Here is a 13,930-nt window from a genome sequence, read left to right on the forward strand (position 1 = left end):
CGGTGCGCATCACGTGTCTCGCGGACTCACGCCCTGAAGGAGAACGACATGAGCGAGCAGATCTTCCACCTGCCGGACGTCGGCGAAGGCCTCACCGAGGCCGAGATCGTCCAGTGGCGCGTCGCACCCGGCGACACCGTCGAGGTCAACGACGTGCTCGTCGAGATCGAGACCGCCAAGTCGCTGGTCGAGCTGCCGTCGCCGTTCTCCGGCACCGTCGGCGAGCTCCTCGCCCCCGAGGGTGAGACCGTCACGGTCGGCGCCCCGATCATCACGATCGGCGGGGCGGCGGATGCCGAGACCCCCGCACCCGCACAGCCCGAGCCGGCCTCGGCATCCGACGACGGCGGCGCCGTGCTGGTCGGGTACGGCACGGGCTCCGGCGCAACCTCTCGCCGCAAGCGCCCGGCCGAGCGCGCCGAGACCGTCCGAGCCTCCGTCGGCGTCGTCGCCAAGCCGCCGGTGCGAAAGCTCGCGCGCGACCTGGGCGTCACCCTCGCCGAGGTCACCCCCACGGGTCCCGCCGGTGAGGTCACCCGCGATGACGTCGTGCGCCACGCCGAGCAGGCGAGCGTCTTCCGCAACATCGCGACGCCCACCGCGCCCGCCGAGCGGGAGCAGACGATCCCGGTCTCCGCCGCGCCCGTCCCCGCACCGCCGGTCGGCGAGCGCGAAGAGGCGATTCCGGTCAAGGGCGTGCGCAAGGCCACGGCCTCGGGCATGGTCCGTTCGGCCTACACGGCGCCGCACGTCTCGGTGTGGACCGACGTCGACGCGACGCGCACGATGGAGCTCGTCAAGCGGCTGAAGGCGTCGCCCGACTTCGCCGACATCAAGGTCTCGCCGCTGCTGATCATGGCGCGCGCCGTGATCTGGGCGGTGCGGCGCACGCCGCTGATCGGCGCCGCGTGGATCGACAAGGAAGACGGCTCGGCCGAGATCCGTGTGCGCAACTACGTCAACCTCGGCATCGCCGCCGCGACGCCGCGCGGCCTGCTCGTGCCGAACATCAAGGACGCCCAGGACCTGAACCTCCGCGAGCTCGCCAAGGCGCTCGAGAAGCTGACGCTGACGGCGCGGGAGGGAAAGACCACGCCGGCCGATCAGCAGGGCGGCACGATCACGATCACCAACATCGGCGTCTTCGGCATGGATGCCGGCACCCCGATCATCAACCCCGGAGAGTCCGGCATCGTCGCCATGGGCACGATCCGCCAGAAGCCGTGGGTCGTCGACGGCGAGGTGCGTCCCCGCTTCGTCACCACGGTCTCGGGCTCATTCGACCACCGCGTCATCGACGGCGACGGCATGAGCCGCTTCATCGCCGACGTCGCGTCGATCCTGGAGGAGCCGGCGCTGCTGCTGGACTGAGCCGCGGCATCCGCTGCGCCACAATGAAGGCATGCTGACCGTCTTCGTCGCCGCGCTCGCGGCGCTCGTCCCGATCACGAACCCGATCGGCGCGGTCGCGGCCTACGCCGGGCTGTCCGCTCACCTCGGCGAGGCCGACCGCCGCCGGCAGTCGTGGCTCACGGGGGTCTACGTCGCGGCCATCCTCACGGTGTTCGCGCTGCTCGGCACGCTGATCCTGCAGTTCTTCGGCATCTCGCTCGGCGCGCTGCAGATCGCCGGAGGCCTCGTCGTGATGCACTCCGGGTTCGGCATGGTCGTGCCGCGCGCGCTGGGCGCGGGCGCCTCGGATGCCGAGAAGGAGCACGCCGCCGCGAAGACCGACATCAGCTTCTCGCCGATGGCGCTGCCGCTCATCGCCGGCCCCGGCGCAATCGGCGTGGTCGTGGGACTCGCGGCGCGCAATCCCGGCATCCTGGACCGGGTCGGGATCGTCGTCGCCGTCCTCGTCATCGCCGCGGTGATCGCGGTGCTCCTGCGCTACGGCACGCCGCTGGCCGAGAAGCTCGGTCCGATCGGTGTCGGTGCGATCACCCGCGTGATGGGGTTTCTGATCCTGGCCATCGGCGTAGAGATCCTCGTGCACGGCCTGACCGCCGCGCTGCCGGGCCTCGCCTGAGGACCGGGTCGGATCAGCGCGCCCGCGGGTCGTCGACGGGATCGACGACGGGGTGGAAGTTTCCCGACAGGTTCGCCGGCTGCAGCACGTCGCCGAGGCCGCCGCGCTTGCCGGTCCAGAGCGACGGACCGCGGACGCCGGGGAGCTGCGTGAGTACGCTGCCGGTGAACCGGCCTTCGGGTGGAACGTACGGGTTCTCTTTGCGGTTCGTGCGCCACGCGCGGAATCGGTCGAGCAATCGCATGAGGGCACCTCCTTACCGACAGTCTGTCGCGCGTTGCCGGCGCGCGAAAGGGGTGCCGCAGCCGTTTGCGACGGTCAGGCCGTGAGGTGCTCGATGAGGATCTGCGTGCCGATGCCGATCAGCACCAGGCCGCCGACGATCTCCGCCGGTCGGCGAAAGCGCGTACCGATGCGGTAGCCGACGAAGACGGCGAGAAACGACAGCGCGAACGTGACGAGCCCGATCGTGGTGACGGCGATCGCGACGTCGACGTTCAAGAATGCGAAGGACACTCCGACGGCGAGGGCATCGATGCTCGTCGCGATCGACAGGAGAACCACCTCGCGACCGCTGAAGGCCTCGATGTCGTGCACGTGCTCGGGGTGCTCGGCATCCACCGGGGCGTCGGGGCTCAGCGCCTCCCACAGCATCTTCCCGCCGACCAGGGCGAGCAGACCGAACGAGATCCAGTGGTCCCACGGCGCGATCGCGTCGGCGAACGTCGAACCGAGCAGCCAGCCGAGCAGCGGCATGATCGCCTGCGACAGACCGAACGCGGTCGCGAACACGAGCGCCGTGCGCAGCACGTGTGCCCGCAATTGCAGGCCCTTGCCCAACGCGACGGCGAACGCGTCGGCGGACACGCCGAGCGCCAACAACAACAGAGTCCAGGCAGAGATGACGGCTCCTCGAAAGGGGAAGACGGTGACCGGATTCGACACGGTCGGACGGGCGACAGCCGCCCGTGAGCGCCGTCGGACACGGAGGCCGAAGTACAGCCTGGAGGGCAGTCGTGGGGCACGGCAAGCGGAAGCTATGAATTGACAGCATTTCGGCCACCCTGGTTTTGATAACGATTATCAGTAGTCCTAGGGTTGAGGACATGAAGCGTCCCGTCGTCCTCCTCTCCGCGCTCGTCGCGGCATCCGCCCTCGCCCTTGCCGGCTGCTCCAGCTCTGCCACCTCGTCCCCCAGCGGCTCCGCCTCCTCGGGCGGGACGATCAGTGTCGTCGCCTCCACCAACGTGTACGGCGACATCGTCAAGACGGTCGGCGGCGACCACGTCGAGGTCACCTCGCTCATCGCCGACGAGAGCAAGGACCCGCATGAGTTCGAGGCGACCGCGGCCGATCAGCTCGACGTCCAGAACGCGCAGCTGCTCATCGAGAACGGCGGCGGGTACGACCCGTTCATGGCCTCGCTGAAGGATGCCGCGAAGTCGACCGCTCCGCTGATCAGCGCCGTCACCTTCTCGCCGGAGTGGAAGGGCTCCGACCCCTCCGCGGCCGTCGACGGCTTCAACGAGCACGTCTTCTACGACCCGCAGACCATCGCCGCCGTCGCCGACGAGATCGCCAAGCAGCTCGGCACGCTCGACCCCGCCGATGCGAGCGTCTTCACCGCCAACGCCACGGCGCTGCGCAGTGACATCGACGAGAAGGTCACGCCGATCCTGGGCGACATCTCGAAGGCCCACAGCGGTGCCGAGATCTTCGTCACCGAGCCCGTCCCGCTGTACCTGGCCGAGGCCGCCGGACTGAAGAACGTCACGCCGTCCGCCTTCAGCGAGGCGGTCGAGGAGGGTCAGGACGTCCCGCCCGCGACGCTCCTGGACGCGCTCACGCTGATCGGCAGCGGCTCGGTGAAGATCCTCTTCGTGAACGCGCAGGCCGCCGGTGCCGAGACCACGCAGGCCGAAGCGAAGGCGTCCGAGGCCAAGGTCCCCGTCATCAAGGCCTCGGAGCTGCTCCCCGAGGGTCAGAACTACGTATCGTGGATGACTGACATGGCTACGCAGATCAAGACCGCGCTGGGTTCGTGACCCCCGCCTCCCCCCTTCCTCTTCGGATCATGGCCGCTGCGCTCTCGCGCAGCGGCCATGAGCTGTGGCGCGGCCTCGACCTCGAGCTGCAGCCGGGAGAGCTGGTCGCGGTGCTCGGGCCCAGCGGCGCCGGCAAGACCACGCTTCTTCGTGCCGTTCTGGGCCTTGAGCGCCTCAGCGCGGGCACGATCGAGGCGCTCGGCGAGCCCGTGCACCGGGCCGGGAACCGTCGCATCGGCTACATCCCGCAGCAGCGGCCCCTGCCCCGGCACACGGCCATGCGCGGACGCGACCTCGTGCGACTCGGCGTCGACGGGCACCGCTTCGGCTTCCCGGTGCCCCGCCGCGGCGACCGCGATCGTGTGCAGACACTGATCGATGCCGTCGGGGCCGCGGCCTTCGCCGACCGCCCCGTGGGGCTGCTCTCCGGCGGCGAGCAGCAGCGTCTGCGCGTGGGACAGGCGCTTGCCGACGAGCCCGGTCTGCTGCTGTGCGACGAGCCGTTGACCAGTCTCGACCTGGCCAATCAGCGCGACGTGATCGACCTCATCGATCGCTACCGCACCGCCAGCGGCGCCGGCGTGCTGCTGGTCACGCACGACATCAACCCGGTGTTGGAGAAGGTCGATCGCATCCTCTATCTCACCGGCGGACGCTTCACCCTCGGCAGCCCCGACGAGGTGCTGACCTCCGAGACCCTCACCGCCCTGTACGGCACCCCGGTGCACGTCGCCCGCGTCGGCGGGCGCCTGGTCGTGGTCGGAGCGCCCGACTCGGATGCCGATCACCACCATCACGGCGACGCCGTCGCCGCACCCGCGGGAGGTGTCGCGTGAGCTGGGGTGACATCGGCAACGCGCTGTTCGGCGGAATGTCGCGCTACGGCGACATCCTCGCCCTGGTGCAGAACTCCGTGTGGGCCGGTGCGGTGCTCGGCATCGTCGGAGGACTCATCGGCGTATTCGTCATGCAGCGCGACATGGCCTTCGCCGTGCACGGCATCAGCGAACTGTCCTTCGCCGGTGCGGCGGCGGCGCTCCTTCTCGGCGTCGACGTCGTCACGGGCTCGATCGTGGGCTCGCTCATCGCCGCGGGGCTCATCGGCTGGCTCGGTGCGCGCGCCCGCGACCGCAACTCGATCATCGGCGTGCTCATGCCGTTCGGGCTCGGCATCGGCATCCTGTGCATCTCGCTCTACAACGGGCGCAGCGCCAACCGGTTCAGCCTGCTCACCGGCCAGATCGTGTCGGTGCAGAGCGACCAGCTGACCGTGCTGATCGTCTTGAGTGCGATCGTGCTCGTGGGACTGCTGCTCATCTGGAGGCCGCTGAACTTCGACTCGCTCGACCCGCAGTCCGCCGCCGCGCGCGGCGTGCCGACGACCGTGGTCTCGTTCGCGTTCATGATCCTGTTGGGAATCGTCGTGGCGGTGGCGGTGCACATCATCGGCGCCCTCCTGGTGCTCTCGCTGCTGGTGACGCCGGCGGCGGCGGCGATGCGGGTCTCCACCGGTCCGATCGCCGTGCCGCTGCTGGCCGCGGGCTTCGGCGTGACGGCGGCGGTCGGCGGCATCCTTCTGGCCATCGCCGGGACGCTGCCGGTGAGCCCCTACATCACGACGCTGTCCTTCCTCATCTATCTCCTCTGCCGCGTCATCGACGGCGTGCGCCGGCGGGGCTCGGTCGAGGCGTGACGCCGCGGTTCCCCGTCACCGCGCAGACGCGTCCAGCCCGCTCCTAGACCCCGCGGGTAGACTCCCGGCATGGCCCAGCGCAACACCTGGCAGCGCGACCGCGTGCGCGAGGCGTTGACCGATGCCTCCGGTTTCGTCAGCGCACAGGCGCTGCACGCGACCCTTCGTGACGAGAACACCGGCATCGGACTGGCCACCGTCTATCGGGCGCTCGCGACGCTCGCCGCCAGCGGCGAGGCCGATCAGCTGCAGAGCCCCGACGGCGAAGCCATCTATCGCGCGTGCTCGACGACGGGTCACCACCACCACTTGATCTGCCGCTCCTGCGGCCTCGCCGTGGAGATCGAGGCGAACGAGGTCGAGGCGTGGGCGCAGCGCACCGCCGCCGCGCACGGGTTCACCGCCGCCGAGCACGTCGTCGACATCTTCGGCCTCTGCGCGTCGTGCTCCGCGCTGCGCGCCGCCGAGCCGGTCGGAGAGCGTGTCGACTGAGGTGCGCGCCGCGCCGGCTCGCGCCCTCGGGGTCGTCGGTATCGGCGCGGCAGTGGTGGCCGGGCTCATCGCGGTCGCCTTCCTCGCCCCGGGCCCCGCGTTGCCGACGCGACTGCAAGACGGCCTCACCCTCTCCATCAGCGTCCTGATCGAGTCGCTCCCGTTCGTGATCCTCGGCGTGCTGCTGTCGATCGTGGTGCAGGTGTGGGTGCCGGCGGGTGCGATCGAACGGTGGATGCCGCGGGCGCCGTGGGCCCGGCGCGCGGTGCTGTCGCTTCTGGGCATGCTCATCCCGGTCTGCGAGTGCGGAAACGTCCCCTTCGCGCGCGGTCTCATGATGCGGGGGCTGGGCGTCGCCGAGACGCTCACCTTCCTGATCGCCGCGCCCATCGTGAACCCGATCGTGATCATCACCACGCACCAGGCGTTCGGCTTCGACGACGGCATCCTCATCGCGCGCCTTCTCGGCGGCTACGCGGTCGCGAACCTCATCGGCTGGTTGTACAGCCGGCATCCCGACCCCGACGGCCTCATCACCGACCGGTTCCGGGCCAGCTGCGAGATCTCCCTCGAGAATGCGGCCCACGGCGGCGGCCCGGGCAAGGCGCAACAGAGCCTGGCCCAGTTCGTCGTCGAGCTGCGCGCCGTCATGCCCGCGCTGGTGATCGGCTCGGCCCTCGCCGGGGCCGTGCAGGTGCTCGTGCCCCGCTCGGCGCTGCTGGCGATCGGATCCAACCCGGCGCTGTCGATCGTGGCGATGATCACGCTCGCGATGATCGTGTCGATCTGCTCGAACGTCGACGCCTTCTTCGCGCTCTCGTTCGCGTCGACCTTCACGCCCGGCTCGATCGTCGCGTTCCTGTTGGTCGGTCCGCTGGTCGACGTGAAGATGCTGGCGCTGCTGCGCACCACCTTCCGCTTCAAGGTGCTGGCCGGGCTGGTCGTGATCGTCGTGCTGTTCGCCGTGGCCGTCGGATCGGTGGTGAACCTCCTTGCGTGAGCTGATCGGATCGCGCCTGCTCGGGGTGGGACTGGCTGCGGGCCTCGCCGCGGTCACGGTGGTGCTGTGGCTGAACGGCCAGCTGGCGCTGTACATCAACCCCTCGTCGAACTGGTTCGCGGTGCCGATGGCGATCATCGCCCTCGTCGGCACGGTGATCAGCTTCGCCCTGCCGAAGGGCGCCGAGTCCGACCACGGGCACGACCACGACCACGGCGACGACGCTCCGACGCGCTCCGCGCGCTCGACGACCGGCGGCGGGCATGAGCACCATCATGGGCACGACCACGCTCGCCGCGGGGTGTGGGCGGCGACGGCGACGGTGACCGGCGGCGTCCTGTCGGTCGGCGTGGTCGCGGCGATCATGCTGACCCCGCCGGCGACGCTGTCCGCCGAACTCGCGATGCAGCGCGATACGGGTGCCCCGCCGCTGTTCCAGGGCTCCGACACCGTGGCGCTGGCCTCCACGGGCGACACCTCGAAGTTCGGCGTGGGGGAGTGGGCGAGCGTGTTCGCGACGGCGACGAACCCCGAGGCGTTCGACGGCGACACCATCACCCTCACCGGTTTCGTGACCCCCACCGACGGTGGGTTCGGGCTCACCCGTCTGGTGATCACGCACTGTGTCATCGACGCGCAGCCGGCGAGTGTGCCGGTCGCCTCCGGCGACATCCCGGCCACCGGCACGTGGGTCACCGTGACGGGCACGATCCGCGACGCGGGGGGACGACTGCAGATCCAGCCGGCCTCGGTGCAGACGGTCGATCAACCCAGGGATCCGTATGAGTACTGAGCGGGCGACACGTCGTGAGCGCACACGCCGCCGCCGCTCCCGTGCCTTCCTCGCGGGCTTCGCGATCGTCGTCGCCGCGCTGGCCGTCGTCGGTCTCGCCGGCGCCGCGGTCACGGTCGCGCAGGGGCCGCGCGTGACGAACGTGAGTGTCGACCCGGATGCCGCGGTCAGCGCGGCCGGATCGCGGCTGATCATCACGACCACGCAGTCCCTCGCCAAGATCACCCCGGCCCAGGTCACGGTCTCGCCCGCCGCGCCGTTCACCGTGGACACGTCCGGACGCAGCATCGGCATCCGTTTCACTCAGCCGCTGTGGGACGACACCTCATACACCGTGACGATCGATGGGGTCAGCGGCATCGGCGGTGGCCCGACGGCATCCGTCTCACAGAGCTTCACGACCCCGACGCTGCAGGCCTTCGTCCTGCAGCGGGGCGACGGCGGCGACCGGATCCTGCGCACCGGCCTCGCCGGTCAGGATCCTGAGCCGGTCTACACGAACGCGCACATCGAGGACTTCCGCGCCACCGCCGGCCATCTCGTCATGTCGACGCTCGACGATGACAAGAAGTCGCACCTCGTGGTCACCGATCTCGACGGGGGGAACGAGCGTGAGCTCCCCCTCCCCGGTGACGGCACGGTCACCGATCTGCAGAGCGCCGATCGTGGCGACCTCGTCGGCTACACCTACACGGACGCGACCGTCGGCACGTCCGGCGCCCGTGAAGCCCGGCTGTTCACGGCGTCGCTCGCCACCGCGCAGGGCGCTGCGCAGCCGACGATGATCCAGCGCAGCGGCGGCGAGTCCCGCGTCGACGATTGGAGGTTCGTCCCCGGCACCGACAGCATCCTCATGCTCACCTACGACGGAGCCCTCACCCTCATCTCCCCGTCCGGTGGCGACCCGGTCACGCTCGGCAACGCCATCTCGATCGACGGCATCGCCCGCGGAACGACCACCGCGATCGTCGAGCGTGTGGAAGGACCCGCGGCCATCGATCTGGCCACGGCCAAACAGGTCGACCTGCCGCCGACCGACAAAGCCCTGGGGCAGACCAACAAGATGGTGCCGATGAGCAACGGCGACACGCTGCGGGTGCTGGCCGTCGTCGACGGCTTCACGGTGCGCTCGACCACCGTCAACGTCGTCGACACCGCGGGAAAGGCGACACCGGTCTTCTCCGTCGACCCGAAGGACATCCTCATCCAGTCGTGCGTGTCGCCGAGCGGAAGGTACGCCGCGTTCCTCGTGGCCCCGGATGCCGTGTCGAACCCCTACGACGGGTACAAGCTGCCGATGCCGACGCACCTGCGCACCCACGTCGTGGCCCTCTCCGGCCCGGAGGCGGGAACCGAGGTCGGCGCGCTCGCGGGCTTCGACATCTCGTGGTGTCAGACGCCGCCGCGCACATGAGTGAGCGGGCCGGTCTGATCCCCGCGACCCGCGCGGCGCTCGCGGCGCTGCCGGTGGAGGTCGCGCCGCGCCTGCTCGGCGGTGTGCTGGAGGTCACCGTCGGCGACGCGCTGGTCGCCGTGCGCCTCACCGAGGTGGAGGCCTACCACGGCGCCGGCACGGGGGCCGAGCCCGATCCCGGATCCCACGCGCGGATGGGGCGCACGGCTCGCAATGCCACGATGTGGGGCGAGCCGGGCCGCCTCTACGTCTACCTCAGCCACGGCATCCATTCCTGCGTCAACGTCGTCTGCGCACCCGACGGGCGGGCCGGCGCCGTTCTGCTCCGCGCCGGCGAGGTGATCGCGGGCGAGCACGTCGCCTTCGCGCGCCGACCCGCCGCGCGCGCCGCCCGGGATCTGGCACGCGGTCCCGGTCGGCTCGGGGATGCCGTGGGCCTGCGTCATCCCGTGCACGACGGCATCGACGCGATCGCGGGCGCCCCGCGGGCCGGCGCCGTCGCCCGTCTGTTGCTGCCGGTGGCCACCCGCTCCGACATCGAGGCGGGTCCCCGCGTCGGGGTCGCGGGCGTCGCGGGAACGGCCGCGTTCCCGTGGCGCTTCTGGGTCGCGGGAGACCCGACCGTCTCGCCGTTCCGCTGGGGGCGTGGGGCGGGCCCGACGCTCTGACCTTTCAGCCGATGGCGAAGCGCTGCACCATGACCGCGCGCAGCGCCACCGCCGCCGGTCCGGCATGCGGCCGGGTGCTCACGCTGAGCGGCCACTCGATCACCGGCGTGACGGGCACCGCGACCGTGCCCGGCGTCGGGACGACGAGAACCTGCGGCACGAGCGCCACGCCGAAACCGGCGGCGACGAACGCGGGGATGTCGCCGACGGCGGAGACCTCGGTCGCCACTTCGCGGACCAGCCCGGCGCGGGTCAGGGCTCGTTCGAGGAGCACGCGGTGACCGAAGCCGTGCGGCGCGTCGATCCATGATTCGGCCGCCAGGAGATCGAGGGGAACCTCCGGCAGCGCGCTGAGTGCATGCCCGTCGGGGAGCAGCGCCACGAAGGGCGAGCGTACGAGCTCGACCGTCTCCAGGTCCGGCAGCTCCGCCGCCGGCAGCCCCATGAAGGCGAGGTCGATCCGCCCGCGCCGCAGGTCGTCGGCGAGGCCGGTGGAGCCGGAAGACGACGAGACCAGCCGCAGGCGCACGAGGGGATGCTGCGCGCGGAACGCGGCGAACAGCTCGGGCATGCGCAGGGTCGGGAGATTCACGAAGATGCCGACGCGCAGCAGGCCCTCGACGCGGCCGGTCGCTGCGCTCTGCAATCGGCTCGTCGCGTCGACGATCTCACGAGCGGGCTCCAGCAGCTGCTCGCCGGCGGCGGTGAGCGCGACGCGCCGTCCCGAGCGTTCGATGAGGCGGGTTCCCATCCGCTGTTCGAGGGTCTGGATGCCGGCCGACACCGTCGACTGCACGACGTACAGGCGGGCCGCGGCACGCGTGAAGCTCGACTCCTCGGCGACGGCGACGAAGTACTCCAGAAGGCGGGTGTCCATCTCGCCAAACTATCGATGATGTCGATGCAATGCATCATTCGAATTCGTTGGACTCGATGCAGCCGAGAGCGCATCCTGAGGTCATGACCACCACCAGCCTCCCCGCCGCCGAGGCGCTCGCCCCGGCATCCGCGCCCTCCCCGCGCCGCTCGCGTGCGGCACACTCCGCCGGCTTCTGGACGGCCGTGCTGTCCTTCGCCGTCGCGATGGCGTTCTCGACCATCCCCACCCCCCTCTACGCGCTCTATCAGCAGCGCGACGGCTTCTCGCCGATCGTGGTGACGGTCATCTTCGCCGCGTACGCCGTCGGGGTCGCCGTGAGCCTCTACCTCGTCGGCCACGTCAGCGACTGGTGGGGCCGGCGGTTCGTCTTCCTCGCCGCGCTCGCCGTCGAGATCGTCGCCGCCGTCATGTTCCTGCTCTGGCAGGACGTCACGGGACTGATCGTCGCCCGATTCGTGTCCGGCATCGGCATCGGCGGGTTGACCGCCACCGCCACGGCGCACATCGCCGAACTGCGCGCCGTGGCGGTGCCGTCCTCGACGATCGCCCCGGTCGTCTCCAACTTCGCGAACATCGGGGGACTCGCCGTCGGACCGCTCGCGGCGGGGGTGCTCATCACGTGGGTGCCCGCTCCGCTGGAGACGCCGTATGCGGTGTTCCTCGTGCTGCTCGTCATCGCCCTCGTGGCCACAGCGGCGATTCCCGAGACCGTCGACCGCGGGCAGCGGCGGCGCTACCGTCCGCAGCGCATCGCCATTCCGGCAGCCGCACGCGGCGCGTTCTGGGCAGCGGGCACCGGGGCGTTCACCGGCTTCGCGGTGTTCGGCCTCATGATGGCCCTCACCCCGACCGTGCTGGCCCAGGCCATGGGTGTCACGTCGCGCCTCGCCGCCGGGGCGGTGCCGTTCGCCGTGTTCATGTCGGCGGCCGTCGCGCAGGTGCTCACCGTGCGTCTCAGCCTGCGTCGTCAGCTGCTGCTGTCGTGGATCCTCATGGGTGCCGGGATCGCGCTCGTCGCGGTCGCCGTCGCGCTCGGCGCCCTGGCCGCTTTCGTGATCGGCGGCATCGTCGCGGGGGCGGGCGTGGGCGTGATGTTCCGGGCGTCACTGGGCGTCGCCGGGTCTCTCGCGCCGGCGGGCTCCCGCGGCGAGGTGCTCGCGGCGATCTTCCTGATCGCCTATGTCGGACTCGCCGTGCCGACCCTGCTGATCGGAGCCGCTCTCGCCTGGCTTGCGCTGCCCGTCGTCCTCGGCATCTTCGCCGGGCTCGTGCTGGTGCTGATCTCCGTCGCCACCCCGCGGATGGTGCGCCGCCTCGCCGCCTGATCGGTGACGGGCTCACGTCAAGCCGACACGCCCGGCCGTGCTAGACTGACTCTTTGTCTGCGCGCACTCCAGCACGCAGTTCGTATCCCACCACGTTTCGACTCGCCTCCGGCTCGCTCAACGACCGGCGGAGGAGTCCGATCCCACCTGGGATGCAGACAAGGGATCTTGGGTGGCACCGTCCGGTGTCACGGTACTAAGGAGAATCACTATGGCAGCAGTGTGCCAGGTGACCGGAGCTGTTCCCGGCTTCGGTCACAACATCTCGCACTCGCACCGGCGGACGAAGCGCCGCTTCGACCCGAACGTGCAGAAGAAGACCTACTACGTTCCTTCGCTCGGTCGCAAGATCACGCTGAACGTGTCGGCCAAGGGCATCAAGGTCATTGACGCCCGCGGCATCGAGTCGGTCGTCAAGGACCTCATCGCGAAGGGTGTGAAGCTCTAATGGCGAAGAAGGCTCAGGACGTTCGTCCGATCATCAAGCTCCGGTCGACCGCCGGCACGGGGTACACCTACGTGACGCGTAAGAACCGTCGCAACAACCCCGACCGCATCGTGCTGAAGAAGTACGACCCGGTGATCCGCAAGCACGTCGAATTCCGAGAGGAGCGCTGATCTCATGGCCAAGAAGAGCAAGATCGCGCGCAACAACCAGCGCGAGGAGGTCGTCGCCCGTTACGCCGAGAAGCGTGCCGAGCTGAAGAAGACCCTCGTCGACCCGAACGCGACCGACGAGGCCCGCGAGGCCGCCCGCGTCGGCCTGCAGAAGCTGCCCCGCAACGCGTCGCCCGTGCGCCTGCGTGGTCGCGACGCCATCGACGGTCGCCCCCGCGGCTACCTGTCGAAGTTCGGCATCTCGCGTGTCCGCTTCCGTGACATGGCGCACAAGGGCGAGCTGCCCGGTGTGACCAAGTCGAGCTGGTAAGCACCGACGCACACGTCTCGAAGGCCCGTCCCGTCAGGGGCGGGCCTTCTGCGTTCCCATCCGGCACCGGATTCGGAGAACGGCAACGGATGCGGAGGGGGCGGCCCGCGGCATCCGATTCTGGTGTCGACCTCCGAATCCTGGACCGAGCAGCAGGCGGATGCCGCGGTCACACCAGCCTCTTCCGTCACCATTCGATGCCGACACGCCGGGGAAGGTGACCTCAGGAGGGCGTAAATCCGCGGATTTCCGGGGATCGTAGGTATATTCGGGTGCGGTCCCATCGACCAAACCGGGCGTTCGCCGTCCGGTCCGATCTCACTGAAGGCGGCATCCGCTGCCGTCTGGAGGACAACCCCAATGGCTATCACCAAGACTGAGCTCGTCGCAAGCATCGCCAGCGCCACCGGCGAGAGCCAGGCCACCGTCGGCCGCGTCGTCGACGGCCTGTTCTCGGCTGTCTCTGAGGCCGTCGCCAAGGGCGAGAAGGTCACGATCCCCGGCTTCCTCTCGTTCGAGCAGGTCGCCACCGCCGCGCGTACGGGCCGCAACCCGCAGACGGGCGAGGAGATCAAGATCGCCGCCGGCAAGCGCGTCAAGGTCACCGCGGGCTCCAAGCTCAAGGCTGCCGTCAAGTAAGCACGGCCCTTCACACGCCAAAGG

General features: G+C 70.2%; 18 protein-coding genes. 15 read left to right on the top strand and 3 right to left on the bottom strand.

Features of this window, described 5'->3' with window-relative positions; all coding sequences use genetic code 11:
* Nucleotides 1–48: 48 nt before the first annotated feature.
* Together HMPREF1529_RS05265 and HMPREF1529_RS05270 are read left to right on the top strand one after the other, a co-directional pair.
* A complete protein-coding gene (locus HMPREF1529_RS05265; RefSeq protein ID WP_016464000.1) occupies nt 49–1,371 on the top strand; it encodes a dihydrolipoamide acetyltransferase family protein in 1,323 nt (440 codons plus the stop codon).
* Nucleotides 1,372–1,402: 31 nt separating this feature from the next.
* Nucleotides 1,403–2,029, top strand: a complete 627-nt coding sequence (locus HMPREF1529_RS05270; RefSeq protein ID WP_005051749.1) for a MarC family protein — start codon at nt 1,403–1,405, stop codon at nt 2,027–2,029.
* A gap of 13 nt (nt 2,030–2,042) precedes the next feature.
* Here the strand turns inward: HMPREF1529_RS05270 and HMPREF1529_RS05275 are convergent, their stop codons facing one another.
* Both HMPREF1529_RS05275 and HMPREF1529_RS05280 read right to left on the bottom strand, forming a co-directional pair.
* Nucleotides 2,043–2,273: a hypothetical protein gene (locus HMPREF1529_RS05275; protein ID WP_005051750.1), complete on the bottom strand. Its 231-nt coding sequence runs from the start codon at nt 2,271–2,273 to the stop codon at nt 2,043–2,045.
* A gap of 74 nt (nt 2,274–2,347) precedes the next feature.
* Nucleotides 2,348–2,974, bottom strand: coding sequence for a manganese efflux pump MntP (locus HMPREF1529_RS05280; protein WP_005051751.1), 627 nt, complete (start codon nt 2,972–2,974; stop codon nt 2,348–2,350).
* Between the two features lie 161 nt (nt 2,975–3,135).
* Between HMPREF1529_RS05280 and HMPREF1529_RS05285 the strand changes: the two genes are divergently transcribed.
* From HMPREF1529_RS05285 to HMPREF1529_RS05320, 8 genes are all read left to right on the top strand, one after another.
* Nucleotides 3,136–4,074: a metal ABC transporter solute-binding protein, Zn/Mn family gene (locus HMPREF1529_RS05285; RefSeq protein ID WP_016464001.1), complete on the top strand. Its 939-nt coding sequence runs from the start codon at nt 3,136–3,138 to the stop codon at nt 4,072–4,074.
* 29 nt (nt 4,075–4,103) lie between these two features.
* Nucleotides 4,104–4,910, top strand: coding sequence for a metal ABC transporter ATP-binding protein (locus HMPREF1529_RS05290; RefSeq protein WP_016464002.1), 807 nt, complete (start codon nt 4,104–4,106; stop codon nt 4,908–4,910).
* The gene (locus tag HMPREF1529_RS05295; RefSeq protein ID WP_016464003.1) at nt 4,907–5,767 is read left to right on the top strand and encodes a metal ABC transporter permease; all 861 of its coding nucleotides are present in this window, start codon (nt 4,907–4,909) and stop codon (nt 5,765–5,767) included. The genes HMPREF1529_RS05290 and HMPREF1529_RS05295 overlap by 4 nt, the downstream gene beginning before the upstream one ends.
* 69 nt (nt 5,768–5,836) lie before the next feature.
* Nucleotides 5,837–6,259 (top strand): Fur family transcriptional regulator, encoded by a 423-nt coding sequence (locus HMPREF1529_RS05300; protein ID WP_005051758.1) that lies wholly within the window; start codon nt 5,837–5,839, stop codon nt 6,257–6,259.
* Nucleotides 6,249–7,259 carry a permease gene (locus HMPREF1529_RS05305; protein ID WP_016464004.1) on the top strand — a complete coding sequence of 337 codons (1,011 nt, stop codon included), beginning with the start codon at nt 6,249–6,251 and terminating at the stop codon, nt 7,257–7,259. The genes HMPREF1529_RS05300 and HMPREF1529_RS05305 overlap by 11 nt, the downstream gene beginning before the upstream one ends.
* Nucleotides 7,252–8,052 (top strand): TIGR03943 family putative permease subunit, encoded by an 801-nt coding sequence (locus HMPREF1529_RS05310; RefSeq protein WP_016464005.1) that lies wholly within the window; start codon nt 7,252–7,254, stop codon nt 8,050–8,052. Before HMPREF1529_RS05305 ends, HMPREF1529_RS05310 begins: the two co-directional genes overlap by 8 nt.
* Complete coding sequence (locus tag HMPREF1529_RS05315) at nt 8,042–9,466, top strand: Ig-like domain-containing protein (RefSeq protein ID WP_016464006.1); 1,425 nt, start codon at nt 8,042–8,044, stop codon at nt 9,464–9,466. Before HMPREF1529_RS05310 ends, HMPREF1529_RS05315 begins: the two co-directional genes overlap by 11 nt.
* A complete protein-coding gene (locus HMPREF1529_RS05320) occupies nt 9,463–10,134 on the top strand; it encodes a DNA-3-methyladenine glycosylase (protein ID WP_016464007.1) in 672 nt (223 codons plus the stop codon). The genes HMPREF1529_RS05315 and HMPREF1529_RS05320 overlap by 4 nt, the downstream gene beginning before the upstream one ends.
* A 4-nt stretch (nt 10,135–10,138) precedes the next feature.
* On the opposite strand, the gene HMPREF1529_RS05325 is transcribed toward HMPREF1529_RS05320, so the two are convergent.
* Nucleotides 10,139–11,011, bottom strand: a complete 873-nt coding sequence (locus HMPREF1529_RS05325) for a LysR family transcriptional regulator (protein WP_005051768.1) — start codon at nt 11,009–11,011, stop codon at nt 10,139–10,141.
* 83 nt (nt 11,012–11,094) lie between these two features.
* Between HMPREF1529_RS05325 and HMPREF1529_RS05330 the strand changes: the two genes are divergently transcribed.
* The 5 genes from HMPREF1529_RS05330 to HMPREF1529_RS05350 all read left to right on the top strand — a co-directional run bounded on the left by HMPREF1529_RS05330 (nt 11,095) and on the right by HMPREF1529_RS05350 (nt 13,906).
* Nucleotides 11,095–12,339 (top strand): MFS transporter, encoded by a 1,245-nt coding sequence (locus HMPREF1529_RS05330; protein WP_016464008.1) that lies wholly within the window; start codon nt 11,095–11,097, stop codon nt 12,337–12,339.
* 211 nt (nt 12,340–12,550) lie between these two features.
* Nucleotides 12,551–12,787 (top strand): 50S ribosomal protein L28, encoded by a 237-nt coding sequence (gene rpmB, locus HMPREF1529_RS05335; RefSeq protein WP_005051771.1) that lies wholly within the window; start codon nt 12,551–12,553, stop codon nt 12,785–12,787.
* Nucleotides 12,787–12,957 carry a 50S ribosomal protein L33 gene (gene rpmG, locus HMPREF1529_RS05340; protein ID WP_005051772.1) on the top strand — a complete coding sequence of 57 codons (171 nt, stop codon included), beginning with the start codon at nt 12,787–12,789 and terminating at the stop codon, nt 12,955–12,957. Before rpmB ends, rpmG begins: the two co-directional genes overlap by 1 nt.
* A 4-nt stretch (nt 12,958–12,961) precedes the next feature.
* Nucleotides 12,962–13,267, top strand: a complete 306-nt coding sequence (rpsN, locus tag HMPREF1529_RS05345; RefSeq protein WP_005051773.1) for a 30S ribosomal protein S14 — start codon at nt 12,962–12,964, stop codon at nt 13,265–13,267.
* Between the two features lie 360 nt (nt 13,268–13,627).
* Nucleotides 13,628–13,906 carry an HU family DNA-binding protein gene (locus HMPREF1529_RS05350; protein WP_005051774.1) on the top strand — a complete coding sequence of 93 codons (279 nt, stop codon included), beginning with the start codon at nt 13,628–13,630 and terminating at the stop codon, nt 13,904–13,906.
* The last annotated feature ends 24 nt before the right edge of the window (nt 13,907–13,930 follow it).

The organism is Microbacterium sp. oral taxon 186 str. F0373 (assembly GCF_000411455.1).
Lineage (GTDB): Bacteria > Actinomycetota > Actinomycetes > Actinomycetales > Microbacteriaceae > Microbacterium.